Below are 23,639 nucleotides of genomic sequence, written 5' to 3' on the forward strand. Positions count from 1 at the left end.
GTCATGCAGCGGGAGGAGATGACGGTCGCGCTCGCGATAGCTTTAGCTTGTGCAAAGCCGATTATAAGCATCGATGCACGAAAACTGGCATGCGACGCCATATTGGATACGTTGGCCTGCATGGTGGCCGGTCGCGGCGACGACAGCACCAAAAGCGTTGCTAAAGCCTTTGCAGAGTTCAGCGCCGGTGGAACTGCCTTGTCGGTTACGGGAGGGACAGGCAGCCCGATGTTTGCTGCACTGGTCAACGGTACGGCAGCGCATGCACTGGATTTTGATGATAATTTCCTGCCCGGCATGAGCCATGCTTCGGCAGTGATCGTCCCCGCCATCGTGGCGCTGGCCGATTTGGATAAAACAACGGGGCGTCGCTTGATTGACGCCTATCTGGCCGGGCTGCAGGCACAGGCGCTGGTGGGCGAGGGCTTGGGACAGGCACATTACACAGCTGGCTGGCATGGGACATCCACTGTGGGGAGCATCGGGACGGCTGTCGCGACTGCCCATATGCTTGGTCTCGATGTTACGGCGACGGCACAGGCGATAACCATCGCTGCCAGTTTTGCATCCGGTACCAAGGGCCAGTTTGGTACGCTGATCAAGCCGTTTCATGCGGGTATGGCCGCGCGTAATGCGGTTGAGGCCGCGTTGCTCGCAAAAGCCGGAATGCAGGCACGGCACGATATTTTGGAAGGTGAGCAGGGCATTCGTGAGCTATTTGCAGGGGATCCACGTCTCGGCTGGAATATCGAAGCCATCCTCTCCGATAAGCCGCATGTCATTGAAACGGTCGGTGTCATGCCGAAACGGCATCCTTGCTGTGGGTCCACCCATATGACCGTTGATGCATTGCTTGATCTTAAGGGAGAGCACGAATTTGATGCCGAGGATATCTGGGCTGTGAATACATTGGTTGGGATCGCGAACTATCGCAACCTTGCCTACACGCAGCCGGTCGACCAGATGCAGGCACGCTTCTCCATGCAATATTGCGTCGCACGCGCTCTGCGGCAGGGATACCTGACTCTCGCAGATTTCACCCCAGAGGCCGTGGATACTTTCCGACATGATCCACTGATCAATGCTATTACCATGCGCAGCTATTCAGGAGAAGAAGAACGGGCATCCGCGGAAAAACTGCCGCACGTCGTAACTGTTACACTGAAAAACGGTTGTGTATTGCAAGGGGCTCGCAGCTTCGCCGTTGGTACCCTGCAGCAACCGTTCAGCGTCGATGACCGTGCGCGAAAATTCCTCGATTGTTGCGCGACAATTCCTGCCGCCGATCGGATCTATAGGGATCTGGGCGATCTGGACGACAAAGAGAACCTGAAAACTATTGCAGCGCTTTTCCCCTGGCTCTGATGTTTTAACCGGACGCAGGACTTCCGGCGTCGTGGCCATTTTTCTGGGCAACCAGTTGCGAGGCACGGCGCCAGAGGAGTTCGGCCTGCTTGTTCCTGAATTGGGGTGTTCGGTAAACGCGGATATCAATCAACAGATCGGTGTCGGTTTCACCGGCGCGGACCAGCACGCCACGCTTGAGTTCATCATCGACAAGGCTTTCCGGTATCCATGCAACACCATGTCCGGAAACCGCCATTGCCTTGAGCGCAACAGACATTCCGTTTTCATAAACCGTGTTCAATTCGAACCCATGTTTCTCAAACAGCCAGGGCAATGCGAGAGAAAAGAACGAGTTGCCACGATAGCTGAGAAAGTCGATCGGCAACGACTTTTCCTTAAGGCTATGAAGGGCTTGTCCATTCGGGGCAGGAGCGGAGACGGGGATGACCCTTTCGGTGCCAAGCGCCAGAAACGGATAACCACTGAGATCATCCATCTGCGGAACTGCCGGATGCGCATAAGTCAGAAAGAAGTCGCAATGTCCGCTGACAAGCGTGGAAATATTTCCGACGAATGATGAATGCGGATCGGCAAAACGAGCGCGGAATGACACGCCGGCGGCTTCAATCTGCGCCATCCAGTGCGGAAAGAACGTGAGTGACAGCGTATTGAGTGTAGCAAAAGAGATGATTTCCCACGATGCGCTGTAACCATCGCTGACGGTCTTACGGGCGGTAAGCAGCATTTCAAGAGCATCGTGTGCTCGCGGAAGAAAACATTCTCCCGCCTTCGTCAAGCCAATAGGATTCGAAGAACGATCGATTAGGGGTAGACCAATCCAGTCCTCCAGTTGCTTGATGCGTTTGCTGAGGGCGGACTGTGTAATATTGCGGTCACCTGCCGCGCGGGAATAGCTCCTGTGCTCTGCAAGACTGACGAAATCTTCAAGCCATTTCAGTTCCATAGTCTGCACCGATGCATCAGATAAGCAAAAGTTTCCAACCTCATCTATAACGCGAACTGATTGGATTGAGGTAGACTTCATCTGATGTTTTCGATCAAACAGTGATCTGGATGATAGCGGGCCGCCTGTTCATTCTACATCGTATCGCGGACGCGCTCCCACGCTTTCGTCAAATGGCGCCCCAGAACCTCGGAGAGCCGTTCCGCATTGCGGGCTTCGAGAGCCGTGATCATTTCTTCATGCTCGGAGACGGCTGCGGCCCATTTCTCCGCGCCCTCATGCCCCACAAAGCGGATGCGCTTCAACCGCGTCTGCAGCATCTGGTGAATATCCGCGAGCGTTGGATTTCTGGCAAGACGGACAATGGCCAGATGTATCTGCTGGTTGAGCTTGTAATATTGCAGGCGGTCAGAGTGTTTGTAACGCTCGATCATTTCATCATGCAGTGCTCGAACCTCTCCGATTTCCCGGTCGGTTGCCAGTTCGCAGGCAAGTTTTCCAGCAAGCTCTTCCAAGGCGCGCAGGACTGTAAGCATGTCCTTTACATCGGTCGCACTGAACCGTTTCACAACGGCGCCGCGGCTTGGAACTAGTTCCACTAGACCTTCGCTGGCCAGATACTTGATCGCCTCACGCAGTGGCGTCCGCGATACCCCCAGCTGTTCGCCAAGCTGACCTTCATGCAGGCGGGTGCCCGGTTCCAGCTGCCCTTCGATGATCATATCGCGCAGATGGTTGACGAGCATATCGTGCAAAGCAGTGCGGCGGAACGCCTGTGAGCCGTTATCGGACTGCTCGGTTTTCTGAATTTCGTCCATCGACCTTTTTTCTCAAAGAGTGAGCTCGAATCCCATCTCACCGTCTGACGCGAAGATGGCTGGCCCGCTCTCAACCGTCAATAAAAAATGCTGCATACAGAATACAAAATGCTTGCGCCTCCACTAAGACTGACATATGCATGCTGCATACAGAATGCAGACGAGGAGGATGCTAATGACTGCCACTGGCGCTGAACCGAGCGTGATTGCGCTTGCAATGGGGGATCCAGCCGGTATCAGTCCCGAGCTGACGGCACGTCTTCTGGCCCTGCCGGATGTCAACAAAGAAGCGCATCTCATCGTTTTCGGGGATCGTCGTATTCTAAATGAAGGCGCGCGCGTCGCGGGTGTCGAACTTGATCTGCAGGATGCCAATATCGAAAATGCGCCTGGCATGCCGGTGGGCAAGCATGTCTTCGTCGACCTGGAGAATCTCGATCCGAAGGATGTCGTGCGTGGCGAGGCCACATTGGTTGGAGGAACTTTCGCGACCCACAACTTTCGCACCGCATTGAAGTTTGCCGAGGCAGGTCACGCGCAGGCCGTTTGCTTCACGCCTTTCAACAAGCAGGCCATGCGGTTTGCATATCCAGGCTACGACGACGAAATCCGCTTTGTTGCCGATGTGCTGAACTTCACGGGCAAGGTGCGGGAATTCAACGTTCTGGAGAAGGTTTGGAATGCGCGCGTAACGTCGCATATTCCGCTCAAGGACGTAGCCTCGACCCTGACTGTCGAAGGAATTCTGGCTGAGCTCGAACTGGCTTGGGCCTGCCTGAAAAAGGCGGGATATGACAACCCGAAGATTGCAGTAGCCGGGCTCAATCCGCATGCCGGTGACGGAGGCAGCTTTGGGATGGAAGAAATCGACATCATTGAGCCGGCGGTAAAGGCTGCCGAGGCCAAGGGGTTCGATGTGGATGGGCCCTTTCCGGCGGACACGGTGTTCCTGCGTGCCCTCAAGGATGGCTTCCAGGCGGTACTGACAATGTATCACGACCAGGGGCAGATTGCGATGAAGCTTATGGGCTTCGACAAGGGCGTGACGATGATGGGCGGATTGCCATTTCCGCTTTGCACGCCTGCCCACGGCACAGCCTATGATATTGCCGGGAAGGGGATTGCGGATGTGGGAGCTACGCGCGAAGCGATCCTGCTTGCCGCACGGATGGCGAAAAGAGCCAAAGCGCTTCCGAGCGCTGCCTGATTGCTGACATTTTGATGCTATCGGCATGGGGGGAGGGCCCATGCCGTTTAACTGGGAGGATAGACCATGAAGAAGTCTTTGCGCATTGCATGCCTCGCCGCAGGGGCGGCGGTAGTTGCCTCGTCTGTGCACGCATTCGAGCCGACGCGTCCTGTGGAATTTGTCGTAACCGCCGGACCGGGCGGGGGAACTGATATTTTCGCGCGCACAATTCAGTCGATCATCGGCAAGTATGAGCTGATGAGCGCGCCAATCGTCGTCACGAACAAGGGGAGTGCGGGCGGAGCCGAAGGCTTTGTCTATACTGCTGGTTACAAGGGTGATCCGTATAAGCTCGCTTTCGGCACCAACAACGCCTATCTTTTGCCGGTGCGCGCCAAGGTTCCTTACAAATCGGACGATTTGATACCCGTTTCAGCCCTTGCCGCAGACGAGTTCATCCTTTGGGTCAGCGGAAAATCCGATTTCAAGACCGCCGCAGAGTTTATCGCCAAGGCGAAGGATGATGCGGGTATGAAGGTTGGTGGAAGCCAGTCCAAAGACGTTGACCAGATTCTTACATCCATGATCAACGATGCCACCGGTTCGAAACTCGGCTACATTCCGTTCAAAAGCGGTGGTGAAGCGGCCGTCCAGCTCGCAGGGGAGCACATCGCCGCCAATGTCAACAATCCGAGCGAAAATCTCGGTCAATGGCAGGCCGGAATGGTAAAGCCCCTTTGTGTCTTCAAGAGCGAAAAGCTCAAGGGGGAGGGAAAGATGGCTGGCGATATGGGATGGAGCGACATTCCGACCTGCATGGAAGCGGGGATCGCAATCGAAAATTACTCGATGCCGCGCACAGTGTGGCTGCCAGCCGGTGTCGATCAGGAAGTCGTCGACTACTATGCAGGGGTACTCAAAAAGGTTTCCGAAACACCTGAATGGGCGAAGTACCTTGCGGATAGTTCGCAATCTGCCGCCTATATGAGCGGAAACGACCTTTCCTCCTTTATCAAGAATGATGAAACGGCGGTAACGGCGGTGCTCAAGCGCGAAGGCTGGCTGGCCAACTGACGTTTTGGGCATTTGTGCAGGTGCCGCTGGCGCCTGCATCTTCCATCGAAGGAGCTCATCACATGAGTGAAAATGGCGACGGCGGATTTTCCCGCTTCTCCGTTGAGGCGGGCGTGGCTCTCCTCACGGGCGCGCTGGGGGCCGCAGTTTGTTACGGGGCGCAGCAGGCTGGCACAGGCTGGACGGAAATGGGGCCGGATGCGGGTTACTTTCCGTTCTATATCGGCCTGCTTATCCTGTTCGGAAGCGCGGTTAACCTCGTTGTGGCATTTGTAAAACATCGCGGTAGCGGAGAAGTCTTCGTTGAGCTCTCCCGGCTGAAACCGGTTCTCGGTTTCGCTGTGCCGCTGGTTGCCTTCGCTGCCATATCGACGGTTCTCGGCCTTTATATCGGCACCGCCCTCTACATCGCTGGAGCGATGATGTTTCAGGGGCGCTACAGGTGGTGGGCTTCATTGCCAGCCGGTATTGCCGTTTCCCTCTTCTTTTTCGTCATTTTTGAAATCGGATTCAAGGTTCCACTCCTTAAAGGTCCGGTCGAGGCTTTCTTCGGGATTTATTGATACCGGAAAGTCCGATGTCTTTGGAGGAAAGACATGGAAAACTTCAGTCTCCTGATGGATGGCTTCGCCCACATACTCAGTTTCAATCATGTTCTGCTGATGATGCTGGGGGTGACGCTTGGAATTCTGGTCGGTGTCCTGCCGGGATTGGGCGCGCCCAATGGCGTTTCCCTGCTTTTGCCGCTGACATTCACGATGGACCCGATCTCCGCGATTATTCTGCTCTCGTGCATGTATTGGGGGGCATTGTTCGGTGGGTCGACAACGTCCATTCTGTTCAACATTCCGGGGGAACCTTCGTCCGTAGCCACCACTTTCGACGGCTATCCGATGGCGAAGGCCGGACATGCGAGCCGCGCGCTGACGCTGGCATTCGTCTCGGCTGGGATCGGCGCACTGGCTGGCGTGGTGATGATTACACTGCTCTCAAGTTGGGTCGCCAATTTCGCCCTGCGGTTTTCATCCCCGGAATATTTCGCTGTTTATTTTCTGGCTTTCGCCAGTTTCATATCCATGGGCGCGCAATCGCCGTTCAAGACGCTCGTTTCCATGATGATTGGCTTCGCCTTTGCTTCCGTAGGTATGGACACGATCTCCGGCAATCTGCGTCTGACATTCGACATACCGGAACTTATCAAGGGTATCTCCTTCTTAATCGCGGTGATGGGCCTGTTCGGGATTGGTGAATTGTTGCTGACGACGGAGGAGGGGCTTCGTTTCGACGGTATCAAGGCGCGGGTGCGTCTTGGCGAGATCGGGCGCACTCTTCTCGAAATGCCGCGCTATTGGTTTACGCTCGCTCGTTCCACGCTGATCGGCATCTGGATGGGTATAACCCCCGCAGGACCAACCGCTGCATCCTTCATGAGCTACGGGGTGGCTCGCCGTTCTGCACGGGACAAATCGAAGTTCGGCAAAGGCGATCCTCGCGGGATCGTCGCGCCGGAAACCGCCGACCATTCTGCTGGCACATCCGCCCTTCTCCCCATGCTGGCACTGGGCGTGCCGGGGTCGGCAACCGCTGCCGTGATGATGGGTGGGCTGATGATCTGGGGGCTCACTCCGGGTCCGACATTGTTCACGGATCGTCCGGATTTCGTCTGGGGTCTGATTGCCTCCATGTATCTCGGCAACATTGTCGCCGTCATTCTGGTGATTGCGACCGTGCCGCTCTACGCATCTATTCTGCGCGTGCCGTTCTCGATCATTGGTCCGATCATTGTCGCGGTCATTTTCTCCGGCGCTTATCAGGTTGCCAACTCGATAACCGATGTCTGGCTGGTGATCGCATTCGGTGTGCTGGGCTACATCTTCAAGAAGCTCGATTATCCGCTGGCGCCTTTGGTTCTCGCCATGGTTCTCGGCGACAAGGCAGAAGATGCATTCCGCCAGTCGATGATGATGTCCGGCGGTCAGCTCTCGATATTCTGGTCGAATGGCCTGGTTGCCTCGTTGATGACGCTCGGCGTCTTCCTGCTGGTCTCCCCAGCCCTATTCTGGGCAATCGGCAGGCTGCGGAACCGCAAGCCCCAGGTTCCCTCCGGCAATGGCAATGTGGCCTGATCCCGATGGATGATGCAAAAAAACAGGAATGCAAGTTGAAACAGACAACTTCCAAATGGACACGCGAAACCTGGCCAATTGCAGCGGCGATGATCCAGTATCCCAATATGCTGCCGGATGGCAGTTCGGTGCAGGATCAGTCGGCGGAAGATTGGGCTTGCACCTTGTCCGATGTTGCGGACGCAGGTTTTACGGAACTTGACCCGACAGACAGCTGGCTGCGGCTCGCTGATTTGTCGCCTGCACGCCTCGCTGAATTCATGACCGTTGCCAAATCGCTAGGCTTCACCATTCCTGCAATTTCGACTTCACGGCGCAGTGTGATCGACGCCCAGCGCGGCGATGAATATCTGGCCTATGGGCATCGAGTTATCGACACGGCGAAAGAGATCGGCGCGGGCAGCGTTTCCTTCGGATTGTTTGAACCGCTGACGAATGCACAGAAACAGGCATTGTGGTTCTGGACGGTTGACGGGGCGAAGAACCCGGACGATCCGGCTGTCTGGAAAAAGGCCGTGGAGCGAATTCGCGAACTCGGACGCCATGCGGAGGAGCTCGATATAGAGCTTTCGCTTGAAATGTATGAGGATACTTATCTTGGCACTGCGGACAGTTCAGTTCGTTTTGTCGAGGAAGTCGGTCTCGACAATGTCGGGATCAATGCCGATCTGGGCAATCTCATTCGTCTGCACCGTCCGGTCGAGCATTGGCAGCAGATGATGGAAAAGGTGGCGCCTTACGCAAAGTTCTGGCACGTCAAGAACTACACCCGCACTGAAGATCCCGCATCGGGTGTAATCGTCACGCATCCGGCTCCGCTTGAAAGCGGCATCATCAATTATCGCGCCGCGATCGGAATGGCGCTGGATCACGGATTTGCCAGCCCGTTTTTATGTGAACATTATGGTGGCGACGGGCTTTCCGTTTCGGCTACAAATCGTGACTATCTGCGCCGCATCCTGCCACGCGGCTAATGACCCAGACCAAGGACTGTTTCAATGACGACGATTTTCGACGCGCCGGAGGAGTTTGCCTCGACCGCTCTTGCCGGGTTTGCCAGTATCTATAACCGCTATGTTCGCCACGTGCGGGGCGGCGTTGTTCGCTCGACAAAGGTACCTCAAGGCAAGGTCGCTGTGGTTGTGGGGGGCGGCTCCGGCCATTACCCGGCGTTTGCCGGATATGTGGGACCGGGTCTAGCCGATGCAGCTGTTGCTGGCGACGTATTCGCCTCACCTTCGACAGCGGCAGTAGCCCGCGTCTGCCGCCAGGCGCATAAGGGCGGTGGTATTCTTCTGGGCTTTGGTAATTATGCAGGCGATGTCCTCAATTTCGGCGTTGCCGCCGAGCGCCTGCGTGCCGAAGGGATCGACGTACGCATCCTGCCGGTAACGGACGATGTGGCCAGCGCTCCGGCGAATATGCACGAAAAGCGGCGCGGCATTGCTGGCGATCTGGTCGTGTTCAAGATTGCTGGCGCGGCTGCCGAAGCCGGTCTGTCCCTGGATGAGGTCGAACGGCTGTCGCGTCAGGCCAACGCGAACACTGTCTCCTTTGGCGTTGCCTTCAAAGGCTGCACATTGCCTGGCGCTCCACATCCGCTCTTCACCGTACCGGAAGGCCAGATGGCGCTTGGTCTCGGCATTCATGGCGAACCAGGAATCAAGGAAGAGGCGATCCTGCCTGCCTCCGGTCTGGCAAGCCTGTTGGTGGAGAAGCTTCTGGCGGAGCGTCCGGAAGGAACGCAAAGGGTTGGCGTTATCCTGAACGGCCTCGGTGCGACAAAATATGAAGAGCTGTTTGTCTTGTGGACGGCGATCGCGTCGCTTCTGCAAAAATTCGGTCTTGATATTGTGGCACCGGAAGCGGGTGAATTTGTTACCAGTCTCGATATGCAAGGGTGCTCACTGACACTCCTGTGGCTCGATGAAGAACTCGAGCGCTATTGGACGGCAGCTTGCGATACCCCGGTTCTTCGTCGCGGCGCAGCCATTGCAGTCGAACCCGCTGACGATATCATCGCCAATGAGGATGCAGCCCCGGTTTTTGCCCAGGCGGATGAGGCAGGACGAGCAGGGGGTGCCTGCATTCAAGCTATTCTGCACACCGTCGGTGACGCACTGGTTGAAGCCGAAGAAGAGCTGGGCCGCATTGATGCCTTTGCCGGCGATGGCGATCACGGGCAGGGTATGCGACGCGGCTCCGCGGCTGCAAGGGAGGCTGCGGATCAAGCCGTGAAAGCTGGAGCCGGGTCCGCAAGCGTATTGGCTGTAGCCGGTGACGCTTGGGCAGATCGAGCCGGAGGAACATCCGGAGCGCTATGGGGGCTTCTGCTGCGCTCATGGAGCACAGAACTGTCCGACAATGGCAGCATTGATGATGGAGCAGTCGTTCGCGGCGGCAGGCGCGCGCTCGATGCCGTCACCACGCTTGGCCGGGCCAAACCCGGCGACAAGACATTGGTGGATGCTTTCGTGCCTTTTGTGGAGACGCTCGAAAATGAGTTTGCAGCAGGTGTTCGGCTGGCGGATGCATGGAATAAAGCTGCCGATATAGCAAAGGCAGCAGCCGAAGCGACGGCGCCTCTGGCCCCGAAACTCGGCCGCGCAAGGCCGCTTGCCGACAAGAGTATCGGTCATCCGGACGCGGGAGCCATTTCGCTGGCGCTGGTTGCAAAAGTCATTGGTCGGAAACTGAAGGGCTGAATGTTCAGTCCAGCGGGCCAGTTTCAAACTGGTCCGCCTTATGTACTCGGTAAAGGTCTGGAAAGCGGTCAGCCCGGAAGAATCTGGTAGTAAAAGTCGAGTTTTCCCGGCTTCGAGTGTGCCACAAGCATCACGAGTTTTTGCCGGTCGAACAGGCGAAACCAATCTTCCCATTCGACGATTTCAAGACCGCCCGCGTCCAGCGGGCGTTCGACATCGGCGACAAACTCTGGTTCGAAAACAATTCGCAAGACCGGCGCAGCATCGGGACCTATGGAGGTGCTGACAAATGCCGGATTTCCGTTGCGAGCAGCCACCCAGTCGCGAATGGCTTCATGGGTGTCGAGAGTGATCATTTCACTCATAGAGAGCATTCCTCCGGTTGTTAAGATGAAGTCCGACGCCATCAGGGACAGGGAAATGCCGTCCCTGTCCCGCTTGTCATGTCCTATCAGATAGGCCTCTTTGGCGTTCCGGAAAGGCGATGCTCCGTTCACTTTCTTCGTGAATCTGCAATCGGGGTAAAATCTTTCAGTTCATCCTGTTGACGACGGCTTTGCGTTCATTCATGTCGTAAACCGACTATTCGCTGTTACAGCTTGGAAATCCCCAAAATGACTGAACGTCTCTCCCTCGCTCGCGACCGCATCAATGTTCTTCTGCTGGAAGGCATTAACCAGACGGCCGTCGATTACTTCAAAGCCTCCGGTTACACCAATGTCACGCATTTGCCGAAGGCGCTGGATAAGGCCGATCTGATCGAAGCGATTTCGTCAGCGCATATTGTCGGTATTCGTTCCCGCACGCAGTTGACCGAAGAGATTTTTGCTGCGGCTAACCGCTTGATAGCAGTCGGCTGCTTCTCCGTCGGGACCAACCAGGTTGAACTGAAAGCAGCCCGCAAGCGCGGCATTCCGGTCTTCAATGCACCATTTTCGAACACCCGTTCGGTGGCGGAACTGGTGATTGGCGAAATCATCATGCTGATGCGTCGGATCTTCCCGCGTTCGGTCTCTGCGCATGCAGGCGGTTGGGATAAGACGGCAACCGGCAGCCGCGAAGTGCGCGGCAAGACGCTGGGTATTGTAGGCTATGGCAATATCGGTTCGCAGGTCGGCAATCTGGCTGAGAGCCTCGGCATGACGGTCCGCTATTTCGACACTTCCGACAAACTGCAATATGGCAATGTCAAACCGGCTGCGAGCCTTGATGAGTTGTTGAAGATTTCGGACGTCGTCAGCCTGCACGTACCGTCGAACAAATCGACTTCGAAGCTGATTACCGAAGCAAAACTGCGGAAGATGAAAAAGGGCGCTTTCCTCATCAATAATGCTCGCGGTACGGTTGTCGATCTGGAGGCTCTGGCGAAGGTCCTGCAGGAAGGCCACCTCGCAGGTGCTGCCATCGACGTGTTCCCGGTTGAACCAGCCTCCAACAACGACAAATTCGTTTCGCCCATTCAGGGACTGGAAAACGTCATTCTCACGCCGCATATCGGTGGATCGACGGAAGAAGCGCAGGAACGTATCGGTTTGGAAGTCACCCGAAAACTGGTCGAATATTCCGATGTCGGCTCTACCTTGGGTGCCGTCAACTTCCCGCAGGTGCAGTTGCCGCCGCGCCCGACGGGTACGCGTTTCATGCACGTGCATGAAAACCGCCCCGGCATTCTCAACAGCCTCGTGAATGTTTTCTCGACACATAACATCAATATCGCCAGTCAGTTTCTGCAGACCGATGGCGAAGTGGGTTATCTTGTTATGGAAGCTGACGGCGTCGGCGACGCCAGCGAAACGGTCTTGCAGGCCATTCGCGAAATTCCAGGCACCATTCGTGCGCGTTTGCTCTATTGATCTATTTCGCAGCGCTAACTATCGCTGGCGCTGCGATTTCTCATAACGTTTGACGAGGCGGTCGCGGCGCAATCGCGAGAGGCGCTGTATCCAGAAAATACCGTCAAGCTGGTCTATTTCATGCTGATGGCAAACGGCGAGCAGGCCTTCCGATTCCTCGGTTTGCTCGTTCCCGTCGAGGTCCTGATAGCGGATTTTGATGCGGGCGTGGCGTTCGACCTCATCGACAACGCCCGGCATGGAAACGCTACCTTCCTGATGATGGATCTTTTCTTCTGAAGCCCAGAGGATTTGCGGGTTCACATAGAATTTCGGGCCTGCTTCAGGCAGTTCCAGAACCACCAAACGCATTGCAATACCGATATGCGGCGCGGTGATCCCGATGCCCGGGGCTGCTCGCATCGTGTCGAGGAGATCGGTTCCCAGTTCCTGCAAAGCGCTGTCGAACAGGGTGACAGGATCGGCTACGGCACGCAGCCGTTTATCCGGATAGCTTACAATCGGGCGAACAGTCATCGGGCCTCACAATGTGCCGCGGATTACACGCTTATCCGCATGCGCTCTTTGGTCGATTTTCATCGTGACTTGCAAACATTATTGCAGGGAGACGATCACAATCCCCGTGCAATAACGAGACGTTGTACGTCGCTCGTGCCTTCGTAAATCTGGCATACGCGAACATCACGATAAATGCGCTCAACCGGATAATCAGCCAGATACCCGTAACCGCCGTGAATCTGGATTGCGGCGGAGCAGACCTGTTCGGCCATTTCCGAAGCGACAAGTTTGGCCATCGAAGCTTCCGTCAAACAGGGTTTGCCTGCTTCACGCAATGCGGCTGCATGCAGCACCATCTGCCGGGCCGCCTCAATTTTTGTCGCCATATCCGCGAGCCGGAACGCGACCGCTTGATGCTCGATGATCGGCTTGCCGAATGTAACGCGTTCCCTGGCATAAGCACGCGCGGCTTCAAATGCGGCGCGGGCCAACCCGACTGACTGTGCGGCGATACCGATGCGCCCGCCTTCCAGATTGGCAAGCGCAATCTTGTAGCCCTGGCCCTCTTCACCCAGCCGGTTTTCCACCGGAATGCGCATGTTTGTGAAAGCGAGCGCACATGTATCAGACGAATGCTGGCCGAGCTTGTGTTCGACTGAAACGACCTCATAACCCGGTGTATCGGTCGGCACGATGAAAGCCGAGATGCCTTTCTTGCCAGCCGATGGATCGGTAACGGCAAACACGATCACTACGCTGCCATTCTTGCCCGACGTGATGAACTGTTTGGAACCATCGATCACATAATGATCACCATCGCGGCGTGCACGGGTTTTGAGCGCGGAGGCATCGGAACCGGCTTGGGGTTCGGTCAATGCGAACCCGCCAATCCATTCGCCAGACGCCATTTTGGGCAAAAACCGCTGTTTCTGCTCTTCGGTGCCGAAACGGAGGATGGGAACGCAGCCGACCGATGAATGGACCGAAACGATGGTCGAACATGCCCCATCGCCGGCCGCGATCTCTTCCAGCGCCAGCGCATAGGCAACCGTACCGAGATCGGAGCCGCCCCATTCTTCCGACACCAGCATTCCGAGAAAGCCAAGCTCTCCCATTTCGCTGAGTTCTGCGCGCGGAAAGGCGTGCTCCCTGTCGCGTGCGGCAGCACCCGGCGCAAGCCGTTCCTGTGCGAACTGCCGGGCAGCTTCGCGAATCTGCTCCTGCGTATCGTTCAAGAGCATCAGACAATCCTCTCAATGCCTACGGCGGTGGCCTCGCCACCGCCCAAACAGATGCCAGCCACGCCGCGCTTCAGGCCATGGGTTTCGAGGGCTGAAAGCAGGGTCACAAGAATGCGGGCACCCGACGCGCCGATTGGATGGCCAAGGGCGCAGGCGCCACCATGAATATTGACCTTGTCGTGCGGAAGATCGAGATCGCGCATGGCAGCCATGGCGACAACTGCAAAGGCCTCGTTGATCTCAAAAAGATCGACATCACTCAGGTTCCAGCCGATCTTTTCCGAAAGCTTGCTTATCGCGCCGATGGGGGCAGTTGGATAAAGGTTCGGCTTGTCGGCATGGGTGGCATGGCCGACCAGAACGGCGCGCGGGGTGAGCCCGCGCTTTTCCGCCTCCGATGCGCGCATGAGAATGAGTGCAGCTGCCCCATCCGAGATCGAGGAGGAATTGGCGGCCGTCACAGTGCCACCGTCGCGAAATGCCGGGCGAAGGGTCGGTATCTTGTCCAGTTTCGCCTTGCCGGGCTGCTCGTCAATCGAAACTTCAACTTCGCTGCGCCCAGCCTTCACGGTGACGGGCGTGATTTCGGCGGCGAAAAGCCCATCCTTGATAGCATTCTGCGCACGCGTCAGTGAGGCAATGGCGAATTCATCCTGAGCTTCACGGGTGAATTGATAGGCTTCCGCGCAATCTTCGGCAAAGGTGCCCATGAGACGGCCTTTGTCATATGCGTCTTCAAGCCCGTCAAGGAACATGTGGTCGAGAATCTGGCCGTGTCCCATACGATACCCGCCACGTGCCTTGGGCAGCAGATAGGGGGCATTGGTCATGCTTTCCATGCCGCCTGAGACGATCACATTGGCGGAACCCGCGAGGAGAAGATCATGGGCGAGCATGGTCGCCTTCATGCCGGAGCCGCACATCTTGTTGATGGTCGTCGCGCCAGTGGAAACGGGTATTCCGGCTTTGATCGAAGCCTGACGCGCCGGAGCCTGTCCCTGACCGGCGGGCAGAACGCAGCCCATATAGACGTCTTCGACCGCTTCTGGCGCAAGCCCCGCTCCTGCAAGTGCGCCACGAATGGCCGCGGCACCGAGGTCTGTAGCCTGAGCGCTGGCAAAATCGCCCTGAAAGCCACCCATGGGAGTACGGGAAGCACCGACAATGACAATGGGATCGCTGTTGGACATGATCGTTCCTCGTTGGTTTTTTCCGTACGCAATTCCGGACGGAAAACCGGTTTCCACTTTTCCTGGAATGGCTTTATTTTGCTGCCATGCGAAGTGCACCATCCAGGCGGATGACTTCACCGTTGAGCATCTGGTTTTCCACGATATGGCGGGCAAGAGCCGCATATTCTTCCGGACGCCCCAGCCGAGGCGGGAAGGGCACGGATGCACCAAGCGCATCCTGCACTTCCTGCGGCATGCCGGCCATCATCGGCGTGGCGAAAATTCCCGGTGCGATGGTCATGACCCGAATGCCGTGACGCGCAAGTTCGCGGGCGACCGGCAAGGTCATCGCAGCAACGCCGCCCTTGGAAGCGGAATAGGCAGCCTGACCGATCTGGCCGTCAAAGGCTGCAACCGATGCGGTGTTGATGATGACGCCGCGCTCCCCGCCTTCACCGGGGTCGTTCTTTGCCATGGCTTCCGCGGCAAGGCGCAGCATATTGAACGTGCCGATCAGATTGATCGAAATTGCGCGCGTGAAGCTTTCCAGTCGATGCGCCCCGTCGCGTCCGAGGACCTTTTCGCCGGGCGCGACACCGGCACAATTGACGAGCACATCAACGCGTCCGAACGCTTCCAGTGCGGCTGCTATAGCTGCTTTGCCATCCTCGTCGCTGGTGACATCCGTGCGGTGGAACTTTGCTGCCGCGCCAAGCGCCTTCGCCTGCGATTCGCCTGCTTCTGCATTCACATCCAGAAGCATAACCTTGCTACCAGCATCGACGGCCATTTTCGCAACCGCAGCGCCGAGGCCGGAGCTTGCACCGGTAATAAGGAATACCCGATCCTTAATCTGCATATTCTTGTCCTCAGGCCTTCGTCTGTTGCTGTTTGTCGATTTCCGCCTTGCGCAGGAGGAAACGCTGTATTTTTCCACTCGGTGTCTTGGGAAGTTCGCTTAGAAAGTCGATTTCACGTGGATAGGCGTGGGCGGAGAGCCGCGTCTTCACGTGCAATGCCAGTTCATCTTTCAGTGCCTGCGTACCTTCGAAACCCGGCGCAAGGATAACGAATGCCTTCACAATTTCCGTGCGTTGCGGGTCCGGCACGCCCACGACCGCGGCTTCATTGACCGCTGCATGTTCAAGAAGGGCGCTTTCCACATCGAACGGTCCGATGCGGTAACCGGATGATGTTATAACGTCGTCAGCCCGGCCGATGAAACTGATCGAACCATCCGGCTCGAATTCCACGGTGTCGCCAGTGCGATAGTAACCGCCCGCAATGGCTGGCGTTTCCTGCTTGTAATAGCCGGAAAACCAGAGAAGCGGCGATTTTGCTATATCGACGGCAAGAATACCAGGCTGGTTAGGACCGAGTTCGTTGCTTTGTTCATCCAGAACGGCCACACGATAGCCGGGCATGGCGTAACCAGCCGACCCGTGCCGGACCGCGTGTCCAAGGCCGTGATGATTATTGACCACCATGCCCAGTTCCGTCTGGCCGTAATGATCATAGATCGGTGCGCCGAGATATGCGTCGAACCAGCGAATAACCTCCGGGTTGAGTGGCTCTCCGGCGCTCGATACTACGCGCAAGCGACCCTTGACGCGTTTGGCTGCTTCCGGTCCTTCCGCCATCAACAGCCGGAAGGCGGTCGGTGAACCGGCAAGGCTCGTAACACCGAGACGCTCAATGATATCGTAGGTGCTTTCAGCGGTGAAGCCGCCTTCGTACAGCGTGGTTGCGATGCCTAGCTGCAATGGTCCTGTCACGGCATAATAAAGTCCATATGCCCAGCCCGGATCGGCAATATTCCAGAAAATATCGTCGGAACGCAGACCGATGGCGTCGCGCATATAGGCGCCGAATGCCAGCAGCGCATAAAGCGGGACTGGCACGCCTTTCGGCAGGCCGGCCGTACCGGAGGTCGACATCATCATGAACAGGTCGCTGCCTGTGCGAAGTACCGGATGGCAGTCAACCGAAGCGGACGCAGTCGCACGGCGAAAATCGATGTCACCGGCGGGCAGGCTTTCACCGGATGCGAGAACGGTAGCGACCTTGGGGCATTTTTCGACTTCTGCAAGCTTGGCGCGATTGGCTGTGTTTGTGACGACCAGTTTTGCGCCGCTGGTTTTCAGACGATGTTCAATCGCTTTGGGACCGAAGGCGGTGAAAAGCGGCTGATAGACAGCGCCGATACGCCACGCGCCGAGAATGGTTGCGATGAGTTCTGGCGTGCGCGGCAACAGACCTGCAACGACATCGCCAGCGCCGACACCTGCATCTTTCAGTACATTGCCCGCACGAGCGGCCATATCGCGCAGGTTCTCGAAGGTGAGTTCAGAAAGTTCGCCATTTACCGCAATGGCACGCAAGGCGACGCGATTATCACCGATATGCCGGTCGCAGCATTCAACACAGGCATTGATGCCGGTTTCCGGATTGCCGTGAAGCTTTGCGATAGCATCTTCGATGCGAAATTGCGCAACGGCATCCTCATAACGCGCCAGCCGCGCTGAAACGGACGTTTCAGTCATCCAGTATAACCTCCCTGACCGCCACCTCCTCGTGGCCAACCATTCCTGAAGGTTAACGCGTCATGCATTGCAAACAATGACATTAGATGCATTAATGTGTGATCGATTTTGCAATATGGGAAGAGCATGGAGCGCCACAATATCGCGCCGGGCTTTGTCGAGGATGCGCTCGAAAGCGTGCGCGTTCGGGGGATAGATGTAGCTCCCCTGATGGCCCAAATCGGCTTGTCGGAAAGAGTGACTGAGCCCGTCACCAATGTCGAATACGGTCGCTTGTGGTGGCTGATTGCCGAAACGATCAATGATGAATTCTTCGGGCTGGCTGCAAGGCCGATGCGCCCCGGCAGTTTCAACCTCCTTTGTCACGCGGTTTTGCATGCAGGCACGCTGGAACGTGCCTTGCGGCGGGCCTTGCAGTTTCTCAATGTGGTATTGGATGATCCGCAGGGTGAATTGCGGATCCGCGACGGCATGGCCCATGTTGTTCTGACCGATGCCGGACCTCCGAGACCGGCCTTTGCCTATCGGGCCTATTGGCTGATCCTGATGGGAGTGGCCTGCTGGCTGATCGGACGGCGTATTCCCCTGCGGACGCTCGACTTTGCCTGCCCTGCGCCTGTCCACCGTCAGGATTATCATAAATTTTTCGGAGCGCCGGTTCTCTTTGACCAGCCGGTCACGCGACTGGTTTTCTCATCATCCTATCTGTCGCTGCCGATCATTCGGAGCGATGTGGCGCTGGAAAGTTTTCTGCGCGAAGCTCCTGCCAATATTCTGATCCGCTATCGTCATGATAACGATCTCTCTGCAAGGGTGCGGTCGCAACTGAACGCCTTGCCAATGGCAGACTGGCCGTCCCTGGAAGAGTTGGCAAGCGGACTTGGCATGTCCGTACCGACCTTGCGGCGCAGGCTACGGGGAGAGGGGCAGAGTTTCGGCACGATCAAGGACGAGTTGCGCTTCGTGACTGCCGAACGGCTTCTGCAGGAAAACAGCCTCAGTGTAGCGGCGGTAGCCGCCGAACTTGGCTACAGTGAACCGAGCGCCTTTTATCGCGCATTTCATAAATGGATGGGGCAGAGCCCGGGACGGTTTCGGACGGTACAGCAGGAGAAATAAAAAAATGCCGGGCACTGGGCCCGGCATCTCTTCGCTTGGGAGGCTGTGTCAGTCTTCCTTGATCATGCTGTCCTTGCTGGTATCGCGCATGCGCAGGTACACAATCAGGGAAATGCCGATCATGATGGTGACATACCAGTAAAAACCACGTTCCCAACCGCCATTCTTGAAGCTCAACGCGACGTATTCGGCGGTGCCACCGAAGAGGGTGTTGGCCAGCGCATAGGGCAGGGCGACGCCGAGCGCGCGAATATGCGCCGGGAAAAGCTCCGCCTTCACCACAGCGTTGATGGAAGTGTAGCCGGTGACGATGATGAGCGCACCCATGACCAACAGGCCGGCGGTGATCGGATCGCGGGTCTGTTCCAGGGTCGTGAAGATCGGATAGGTGAAAAGAACACCGGCTGCGCCGAACGCGATCATCAGCGGCTTGCGGCCGATCTTGTCCGACAAAGCGCCAGCGATGGGCTGCAGGCACATGAAGACGAACAATGTGACGGCGTTGATCTGGCTTGCCACTTCACGGCTGAACCCGGACGTGTTCACCAGAAACTTCTGCATGTAGATCGAGTATGCGTAGAAGGCGAGCGTGCCGCCAGCGGTCAGAAGCATGACGAGGGCGGTTTCCTTCGGATGGTGCTTGATAAGCGTCCAGAAACCGGATTTCGGTGCGTCCTTGGTCTTTGCATTCTTGAAGCTCTCGGTTTCCGCCAGGCCGCGACGCAGCCAGAACACGACAACGGCAAGCAGTGCGCCGATGAAGAACGGAATACGCCAGCCCCAGGATTCGAGCGCAGGGGTTTCCATCGTCGACTGAAGCACGATCAGAAGCAGGATTGCGAGAAGCTGCCCCGAAATGAGCGTGACATACTGGAAGGAAGAGAAGAAGCCACGGCGATCCTTGCCTGCCATTTCCGACAGATAGGTGGCGCTTGCGCCGTATTCGCCGCCGACCGAGAGGCCCTGCATCAAACGGGCGAGCACGAGGAGGGCGGGAGCTGCAAGCCCGATGGTCTGGTAGTCCGGCGTCAGCGCGATAATCAGCGAGCCGGCACACATGAGCGTCACGGACAGCGCCAGACCTGCCTTGCGGCCCTTGCGATCGGCATAAATACCCATGATCCAAGCGCCGATAGGACGCATGACGAAACCGACCGCAAAGACTGCGGCCGCGCTCATGAGCTGGGCGGTCTGGTTATCGGACGGGAAGAAGTGCGGTGCAAAATAGAGCGCAAATGCTGCATAGACATACCAGTCGAACCATTCGACGAGGTTGCCGGTCGAGCCGCCGATGATGGATTTCAGGCGGCTGTTGGTGCTTTGCACTTCACTCCGTTCGTTTGTAATTGAGACCATGGTTGCTCCTTCAAATCTCTCGATTTTTGAATTTCACCCCTTGTTTGCTAACCGGATCGACGAAACGGTTTCGGGGTGTTTTTCCATCGCTTCAACTTGTCTCTGCACTTCCTTTTGGGATTGTGGGAGAAGACTTGTGTAGCGTTGGTGAAGAATCTCAGTCCGCACTCCGCTTCAGCTTCGAGCAGGCAATATCAGTGATCCGGCCGGTAAGAGCGACGCCGGATATCAATTGCGGTGCTGGTGCTATGTTGAAGTGGTTCACGGCTAACTCCTCCCTTCGAAACTCCCTATTTCGAAGTGGCGCTAACATGCTGCAGCGCAGAAAACATCGCCAGACAGAGGAGTTAAAATTTTTAAGCCTTTGAAACAAAATGAAGTTTATCAATTCTCGGCATAGTTCGCAGGAAATTGTGTGCAAGATTCTGCGTGACTCCTTGCTCAAGTTTGCATAAATCGGCACAAATGAAGCTGCCATCAAAGATCGCAAAACTCGCTTTGGTTACCCTCGCTTTCCTGCTGTCACTCGGCCTGTGGTTTTCCGCCGGGCTGTGGGCGGAACGCGGGGCGCTTGATCGTCTTCGCGAGGATGCAACACTTATTGCGCGCCAGCAGACCCGACTGATTGACAGCGAACTTGCGAAGTTCCGGCTGCTGCCTGTCGTTTTAAAGGAATATAGCGATCTGCGCGATGTGCTCGCCGGTGGCTCGCGGGATGCCACAGCCCGTCTCAATCAGAAACTCGAACTTGTTGCACACCAGATTGGCTCACCAATCATCTATGTCATAGCGCGTGATGGTACTGTTATCGCGTCCTCCAACGCCAATACACCAGAGAGCTTCGTAGGGCGGAACTACGATTTCCGCCCTTATTTCAAGGGCGCGATGGCCGCGGGCTCGGCTGAATATTATGCCATAGGTGACCTGAGCGGGCGCTTTGGTCTGTTCCTCGCGCAGCGCATTGGCGATCAGGCTGACCCGGTCGGTGTGGTCGTGATAAAATTCGAGTTTCACAGGCTGGTTCAAACCTGGTCCAACGATCCTGGGCAAACCTTCGTTGTCGATCCCCGGGGCATCATACTCGCCTCTACGGATAAATTCGAAGACCTTCGTTCGTTTCAGCCGATAACAACCACAGAACGCGCGCAGATCATCGAAAGCGGGCAGTTCAATGCGGCGGATATGAAACCGAGCAATTATCGCTTTGCGCCGGAAGAAATGATGATCGAGCCTTCCGGCGGATATTCAATCGCTGTCGATGAGCCGATTGCGGGAACGGCGCTGAAACTGGTCCATATAGAACCAACGGGACCAGCGTTGCGGGCCGCAAATGATCTTGCCCGTCTGGTGACCGTGGCGGCGATGCTCGTTTTCGTCATAATAGCCGGTGCGATTTATTGGCGGGTAAGCCGCGCTGCGCGTGCTGCGGCTTATCGTACAGAGCTTGAGAGTGCGGTTGAGGAACGTACCGCGGCATTAAGTGCCGAAATGGCGGAACGGGAACTGGCTGACAAGCGCTTTCGCGATGCCCGGGAGGAGCTTGCCCAGGCAAACCGCCTTGCTTCCCTCGGATCAATCACCGCAGGACTGGTGCATGAGATCAATCAGCCAGTCGCGACCATTCGAACACTTGCGGAAAACGCGCAGCATCATCTTGCACATGGGAAGCTCGACAAGGTTGCCAGTAACCTTAGTACGTCGGTGGAGCTCACGGCTCGTATAGGTTCCATCACACAGGAGATGCGTCGGTTTGCCCGCCGGCGGAGCGGTATCGTTCGCCCACTTCCGTTGAATGAACTGGTGGATGGCACAATGCTGCTTATGGGAGACAGGTTCCGCAACGCCAATGTCCGACTGGATATACCTGAGCGATCCGACATGGTGATACTCGCCTGCCGCATACGATCCGAGCAGGTGCTGGTGAACCTGCTGCAGAATGCATTGGATGCGGTGGCGACCAGCCATAATCCTCATGTTGCATTCAGCATCCGGGAGGAAGGGGATCAAATTTCCCTTGTCGTGGACGATAACGGCGAGGGGATTGAACCGAAGCTGGCCGATGAGATCTTCAGCCCCTTTGTAACCGGAAAAGCGGATGGGCTGGGCCTGGGCCTGGGTATTGCAAGAGACCTCATGACTGAAATGGAAGGAACATTGCACGTCATTCCATCGCGGCTTGGCGGCGCGGCTTTTGCTGCCACTTTGAGACGTGCAGGAAAGGAGGGGCACCGTGACGGAAAGTGAGCCATTGCGGGTCATGCTGGTCGATGACGATGCGGCATTTCGTACGGCCTTGGCCGATTCATTCGAGATCGCAGGTCTCGATATTGAGGCGCATGGTGACGGGCAGTCGGCTTTGAGCAGTCTGACGCCTGATTATCCAGGCATCGTTGTGACCGATATTCGCATGCCGCGCGTTGATGGGCATGCGGTGATGGAAGCATTGTTGGCGCGCGACCCGGAACTGCCGGTCATTTTAATGACCGGGCACGGCGACATTGGAATGGCTGTGGCATCTCTCAAAAAGGGAGCTTTCGATTTCATTGCCAAACCGTTCGCCGCCGATCATCTGATATCGAGCGTGCGGCGCGCACTGGAAATGCGCCGTCTGGTACTGGAAAATCGTCGCCTTCGCCGGGCGGCGGCAGATGCCGAACAGGATTATCCCTTGCTTGGCGAAACGCCGGTGATGATGCGGTTGCGCGATACGATCCGCCAGCTTGCCAGCGTCGATGTCGATGTGTTGATCGAAGGCGAAACCGGTACAGGCAAGGAGTTGGTGGCCCGCCTTCTGCACCCGCTGGAGCGCGCGCCACGCACGCGGTTTCGTTGCCATCGATTGCGCGGCTTTGCCGGATCCCATAGCGGACGAAGTCCTGTTCGGCAGTCGCATCCAGCGTGGAAGGATAGCGGATGCGGATCGTGGCACCCTGTTTCTCGATGAGATAGACAGCATGTCGCCAGCTGTTCAGGGTAAGCTGCTACGTGTTGTCGAGGAGCGTGAACTGCCCTCACTTTCCGGGGAACCACGGGCCGTGAATCTGAGGATCATCGCGGCTGCAAAAGGAAATCTCGAAGAAGCTGTGGCCTCGGGTCGCTTTCGTTCCGACTTGTTCTACCGCCTTGAAACGGTCAGGCTCCGTGTTCCTCCGCTGCGTGAGCGGCGGAAGGACATCGGTTTGCTTTTCTCCTATTTTCTTGATGAAGCAGCAGCTCGGTTTGGCCGGTCGCGACCGGCTATCGATGCGGCGATGGAAGCGAGGCTGAATTCAGACGAATGGACAGGGAATGTTCGCGAGTTGCGCAACTATGCCAAGCAAGTCGTGCTGGGACTGCGCCACGATCCCGTCGCGGAACCCAACCCGCCATCACTGTCGGAGCAGATGGATCGTTTTGAAGAAAGTGTCATTCGGGCGACGCTGGACCGGTTCAGCGGCGACGTCGGCGCCGCCGCAGAGCTGTTGCAATTGCCGCGACGAAGCCTCTATGCCCGTCTGCAGAAGCTCGCAATTGACGCTTCGACTTTCAGGAAGCGTGATTGATATTTTCGTGCATCTGTGAGCTGTCTCTTGGAGGAAGGTGTCACGGTCGCCCGAAGGTCGAGTTACATCGATCTAGAGCATTTCCAGCAAAA

General features: G+C 56.7%; 19 protein-coding genes and 1 pseudogene. 11 read left to right on the forward strand and 9 right to left on the reverse strand.

What is annotated here, in order from left to right; all coding sequences use genetic code 11:
• Positions 1 to 3: 3 nt before the first annotated feature.
• On the forward strand, positions 4 to 1,365 hold the full coding sequence (locus OINT_RS21880) for an MmgE/PrpD family protein (protein WP_085979589.1): 1,362 nt from the start codon (positions 4 to 6) through the stop codon (positions 1,363 to 1,365).
• Positions 1,366 to 1,369: 4 nt separating this feature from the next.
• Here the strand turns inward: OINT_RS21880 and OINT_RS21885 are convergent, their stop codons facing one another.
• Positions 1,370 to 2,392, reverse strand: a complete 1,023-nt coding sequence (locus OINT_RS21885) for a LysR family transcriptional regulator (RefSeq protein ID WP_006470126.1) — start codon at positions 2,390 to 2,392, stop codon at positions 1,370 to 1,372.
• A 53-nt stretch (positions 2,393 to 2,445) separates the two neighbouring features.
• On the reverse strand, positions 2,446 to 3,129 hold the full coding sequence (locus OINT_RS21890; protein WP_006470127.1) for a GntR family transcriptional regulator: 684 nt from the start codon (positions 3,127 to 3,129) through the stop codon (positions 2,446 to 2,448).
• Positions 3,130 to 3,304: 175 nt separating this feature from the next.
• Here OINT_RS21890 and OINT_RS21895 point away from each other — a divergent pair, with 175 nt between their 5' ends.
• The 6 genes from OINT_RS21895 to OINT_RS21920 all read left to right on the forward strand — a co-directional run bounded on the left by OINT_RS21895 (position 3,305) and on the right by OINT_RS21920 (position 10,223).
• Entirely contained in the window at positions 3,305 to 4,336 is a 1,032-nt protein-coding gene (locus OINT_RS21895) for a 4-hydroxythreonine-4-phosphate dehydrogenase PdxA (RefSeq protein WP_006472100.1), read from the forward strand.
• A 66-nt stretch (positions 4,337 to 4,402) separates the two neighbouring features.
• Complete coding sequence (locus OINT_RS21900) at positions 4,403 to 5,392, forward strand: tripartite tricarboxylate transporter substrate binding protein (RefSeq protein ID WP_006470129.1); 990 nt, start codon at positions 4,403 to 4,405, stop codon at positions 5,390 to 5,392.
• 62 nt (positions 5,393 to 5,454) lie between these two features.
• Positions 5,455 to 5,955, forward strand: coding sequence for a tripartite tricarboxylate transporter TctB family protein (locus tag OINT_RS21905; protein WP_006472098.1), 501 nt, complete (start codon positions 5,455 to 5,457; stop codon positions 5,953 to 5,955).
• A 33-nt stretch (positions 5,956 to 5,988) separates the two neighbouring features.
• On the forward strand, positions 5,989 to 7,518 hold the full coding sequence (locus tag OINT_RS21910; protein WP_006470131.1) for a tripartite tricarboxylate transporter permease: 1,530 nt from the start codon (positions 5,989 to 5,991) through the stop codon (positions 7,516 to 7,518).
• A gap of 5 nt (positions 7,519 to 7,523) precedes the next feature.
• Complete coding sequence (locus OINT_RS21915; RefSeq protein ID WP_006470132.1) at positions 7,524 to 8,492, forward strand: sugar phosphate isomerase/epimerase family protein; 969 nt, start codon at positions 7,524 to 7,526, stop codon at positions 8,490 to 8,492.
• A 24-nt stretch (positions 8,493 to 8,516) separates the two neighbouring features.
• The gene (locus OINT_RS21920; protein WP_006470133.1) at positions 8,517 to 10,223 is read left to right on the forward strand and encodes a dihydroxyacetone kinase family protein; all 1,707 of its coding nucleotides are present in this window, start codon (positions 8,517 to 8,519) and stop codon (positions 10,221 to 10,223) included.
• A gap of 68 nt (positions 10,224 to 10,291) precedes the next feature.
• On the opposite strand, the gene OINT_RS21925 is transcribed toward OINT_RS21920, so the two are convergent.
• Positions 10,292 to 10,588, reverse strand: a complete 297-nt coding sequence (locus OINT_RS21925; protein WP_006472097.1) for a hypothetical protein — start codon at positions 10,586 to 10,588, stop codon at positions 10,292 to 10,294.
• 249 nt (positions 10,589 to 10,837) lie between these two features.
• Between OINT_RS21925 and serA the strand changes: the two genes are divergently transcribed.
• Positions 10,838 to 12,076 carry a phosphoglycerate dehydrogenase gene (serA, locus tag OINT_RS21930; RefSeq protein ID WP_006472096.1) on the forward strand — a complete coding sequence of 413 codons (1,239 nt, stop codon included), beginning with the start codon at positions 10,838 to 10,840 and terminating at the stop codon, positions 12,074 to 12,076.
• A gap of 18 nt (positions 12,077 to 12,094) precedes the next feature.
• Here the strand turns inward: serA and OINT_RS21935 are convergent, their stop codons facing one another.
• From OINT_RS21935 to OINT_RS21955, 5 genes are all read right to left on the reverse strand, one after another.
• On the reverse strand, positions 12,095 to 12,592 hold the full coding sequence (locus tag OINT_RS21935; protein WP_006470136.1) for a peptide deformylase: 498 nt from the start codon (positions 12,590 to 12,592) through the stop codon (positions 12,095 to 12,097).
• 95 nt (positions 12,593 to 12,687) lie between these two features.
• Positions 12,688 to 13,815, reverse strand: a complete 1,128-nt coding sequence (locus OINT_RS21940) for an acyl-CoA dehydrogenase family protein (RefSeq protein ID WP_006470137.1) — start codon at positions 13,813 to 13,815, stop codon at positions 12,688 to 12,690.
• A complete protein-coding gene (locus OINT_RS21945) occupies positions 13,815 to 15,005 on the reverse strand; it encodes an acetyl-CoA C-acyltransferase (protein ID WP_006472095.1) in 1,191 nt (396 codons plus the stop codon). The genes OINT_RS21940 and OINT_RS21945 overlap by 1 nt, the downstream gene beginning before the upstream one ends.
• Before the next feature lie 73 nt (positions 15,006 to 15,078).
• The gene (locus OINT_RS21950) at positions 15,079 to 15,846 is read right to left on the reverse strand and encodes a 3-hydroxyacyl-CoA dehydrogenase (protein WP_006472094.1); all 768 of its coding nucleotides are present in this window, start codon (positions 15,844 to 15,846) and stop codon (positions 15,079 to 15,081) included.
• A 10-nt stretch (positions 15,847 to 15,856) separates the two neighbouring features.
• Positions 15,857 to 17,530 (reverse strand): acyl-CoA synthetase, encoded by a 1,674-nt coding sequence (locus tag OINT_RS21955; protein ID WP_006472093.1) that lies wholly within the window; start codon positions 17,528 to 17,530, stop codon positions 15,857 to 15,859.
• A 126-nt stretch (positions 17,531 to 17,656) separates the two neighbouring features.
• On the opposite strand from OINT_RS21955, the gene OINT_RS21960 reads away from it, so the two are divergent.
• The gene (locus OINT_RS21960) at positions 17,657 to 18,649 is read left to right on the forward strand and encodes an AraC family transcriptional regulator (protein ID WP_006472092.1); all 993 of its coding nucleotides are present in this window, start codon (positions 17,657 to 17,659) and stop codon (positions 18,647 to 18,649) included.
• A 48-nt stretch (positions 18,650 to 18,697) separates the two neighbouring features.
• Here OINT_RS21960 and OINT_RS21965 read toward each other — a convergent pair whose 3' ends face one another.
• Positions 18,698 to 20,005: an MFS transporter gene (locus OINT_RS21965; protein WP_006470142.1), complete on the reverse strand. Its 1,308-nt coding sequence runs from the start codon at positions 20,003 to 20,005 to the stop codon at positions 18,698 to 18,700.
• Between the two features lie 465 nt (positions 20,006 to 20,470).
• Here OINT_RS21965 and OINT_RS21970 point away from each other — a divergent pair, with 465 nt between their 5' ends.
• Together OINT_RS21970 and OINT_RS21975 are read left to right on the forward strand one after the other, a co-directional pair.
• Positions 20,471 to 22,249 (forward strand): sensor histidine kinase, encoded by a 1,779-nt coding sequence (locus tag OINT_RS21970; protein ID WP_006472091.1) that lies wholly within the window; start codon positions 20,471 to 20,473, stop codon positions 22,247 to 22,249.
• Positions 22,236 to 23,547, forward strand: a pseudogene (locus OINT_RS21975) (sigma-54-dependent transcriptional regulator). The gene OINT_RS21970 and the pseudogene OINT_RS21975 overlap by 14 nt, the downstream one beginning before the upstream one ends.
• Positions 23,548 to 23,639: the final 92 nt, after the last annotated feature.

Origin of the sequence: Brucella intermedia LMG 3301, assembly GCF_000182645.1 — a bacterium.
GTDB lineage: Bacteria > Pseudomonadota > Alphaproteobacteria > Rhizobiales > Rhizobiaceae > Brucella > Brucella intermedia.

Bases quoted from the DNA above. Each gene is read 5' to 3' on its own strand.
- OINT_RS21880 (WP_085979589.1), top strand. From the start codon at position 4: ATGCAGCGGGAGGAGATGACGGTCGCGCTCGCGATAGCTTTAGCTTGT.
- OINT_RS21885 (WP_006470126.1), bottom strand. From the start codon at position 2,392: ATGAAGTCTACCTCAATCCAATCAGTTCGCGTTATAGATGAGGTTGGA.
- OINT_RS21890 (WP_006470127.1), bottom strand. From the start codon at position 3,129: ATGGACGAAATTCAGAAAACCGAGCAGTCCGATAACGGCTCACAGGCG.
- OINT_RS21895 (WP_006472100.1), top strand. From the start codon at position 3,305: ATGACTGCCACTGGCGCTGAACCGAGCGTGATTGCGCTTGCAATGGGG.
- OINT_RS21900 (WP_006470129.1), top strand. From the start codon at position 4,403: ATGAAGAAGTCTTTGCGCATTGCATGCCTCGCCGCAGGGGCGGCGGTA.
- OINT_RS21905 (WP_006472098.1), top strand. From the start codon at position 5,455: ATGAGTGAAAATGGCGACGGCGGATTTTCCCGCTTCTCCGTTGAGGCG.
- OINT_RS21910 (WP_006470131.1), top strand. From the start codon at position 5,989: ATGGAAAACTTCAGTCTCCTGATGGATGGCTTCGCCCACATACTCAGT.
- OINT_RS21915 (WP_006470132.1), top strand. From the start codon at position 7,524: ATGGATGATGCAAAAAAACAGGAATGCAAGTTGAAACAGACAACTTCC.
- OINT_RS21920 (WP_006470133.1), top strand. From the start codon at position 8,517: ATGACGACGATTTTCGACGCGCCGGAGGAGTTTGCCTCGACCGCTCTT.
- OINT_RS21925 (WP_006472097.1), bottom strand. From the start codon at position 10,588: ATGAGTGAAATGATCACTCTCGACACCCATGAAGCCATTCGCGACTGG.
- serA (WP_006472096.1), top strand. From the start codon at position 10,838: ATGACTGAACGTCTCTCCCTCGCTCGCGACCGCATCAATGTTCTTCTG.
- OINT_RS21935 (WP_006470136.1), bottom strand. From the start codon at position 12,592: ATGACTGTTCGCCCGATTGTAAGCTATCCGGATAAACGGCTGCGTGCC.
- OINT_RS21940 (WP_006470137.1), bottom strand. From the start codon at position 13,815: ATGCTCTTGAACGATACGCAGGAGCAGATTCGCGAAGCTGCCCGGCAG.
- OINT_RS21945 (WP_006472095.1), bottom strand. From the start codon at position 15,005: ATGTCCAACAGCGATCCCATTGTCATTGTCGGTGCTTCCCGTACTCCC.
- OINT_RS21950 (WP_006472094.1), bottom strand. From the start codon at position 15,846: ATGCAGATTAAGGATCGGGTATTCCTTATTACCGGTGCAAGCTCCGGC.
- OINT_RS21955 (WP_006472093.1), bottom strand. From the start codon at position 17,530: ATGACTGAAACGTCCGTTTCAGCGCGGCTGGCGCGTTATGAGGATGCC.
- OINT_RS21960 (WP_006472092.1), top strand. From the start codon at position 17,657: ATGGAGCGCCACAATATCGCGCCGGGCTTTGTCGAGGATGCGCTCGAA.
- OINT_RS21965 (WP_006470142.1), bottom strand. From the start codon at position 20,005: ATGGTCTCAATTACAAACGAACGGAGTGAAGTGCAAAGCACCAACAGC.
- OINT_RS21970 (WP_006472091.1), top strand. From the start codon at position 20,471: ATGAAGCTGCCATCAAAGATCGCAAAACTCGCTTTGGTTACCCTCGCT.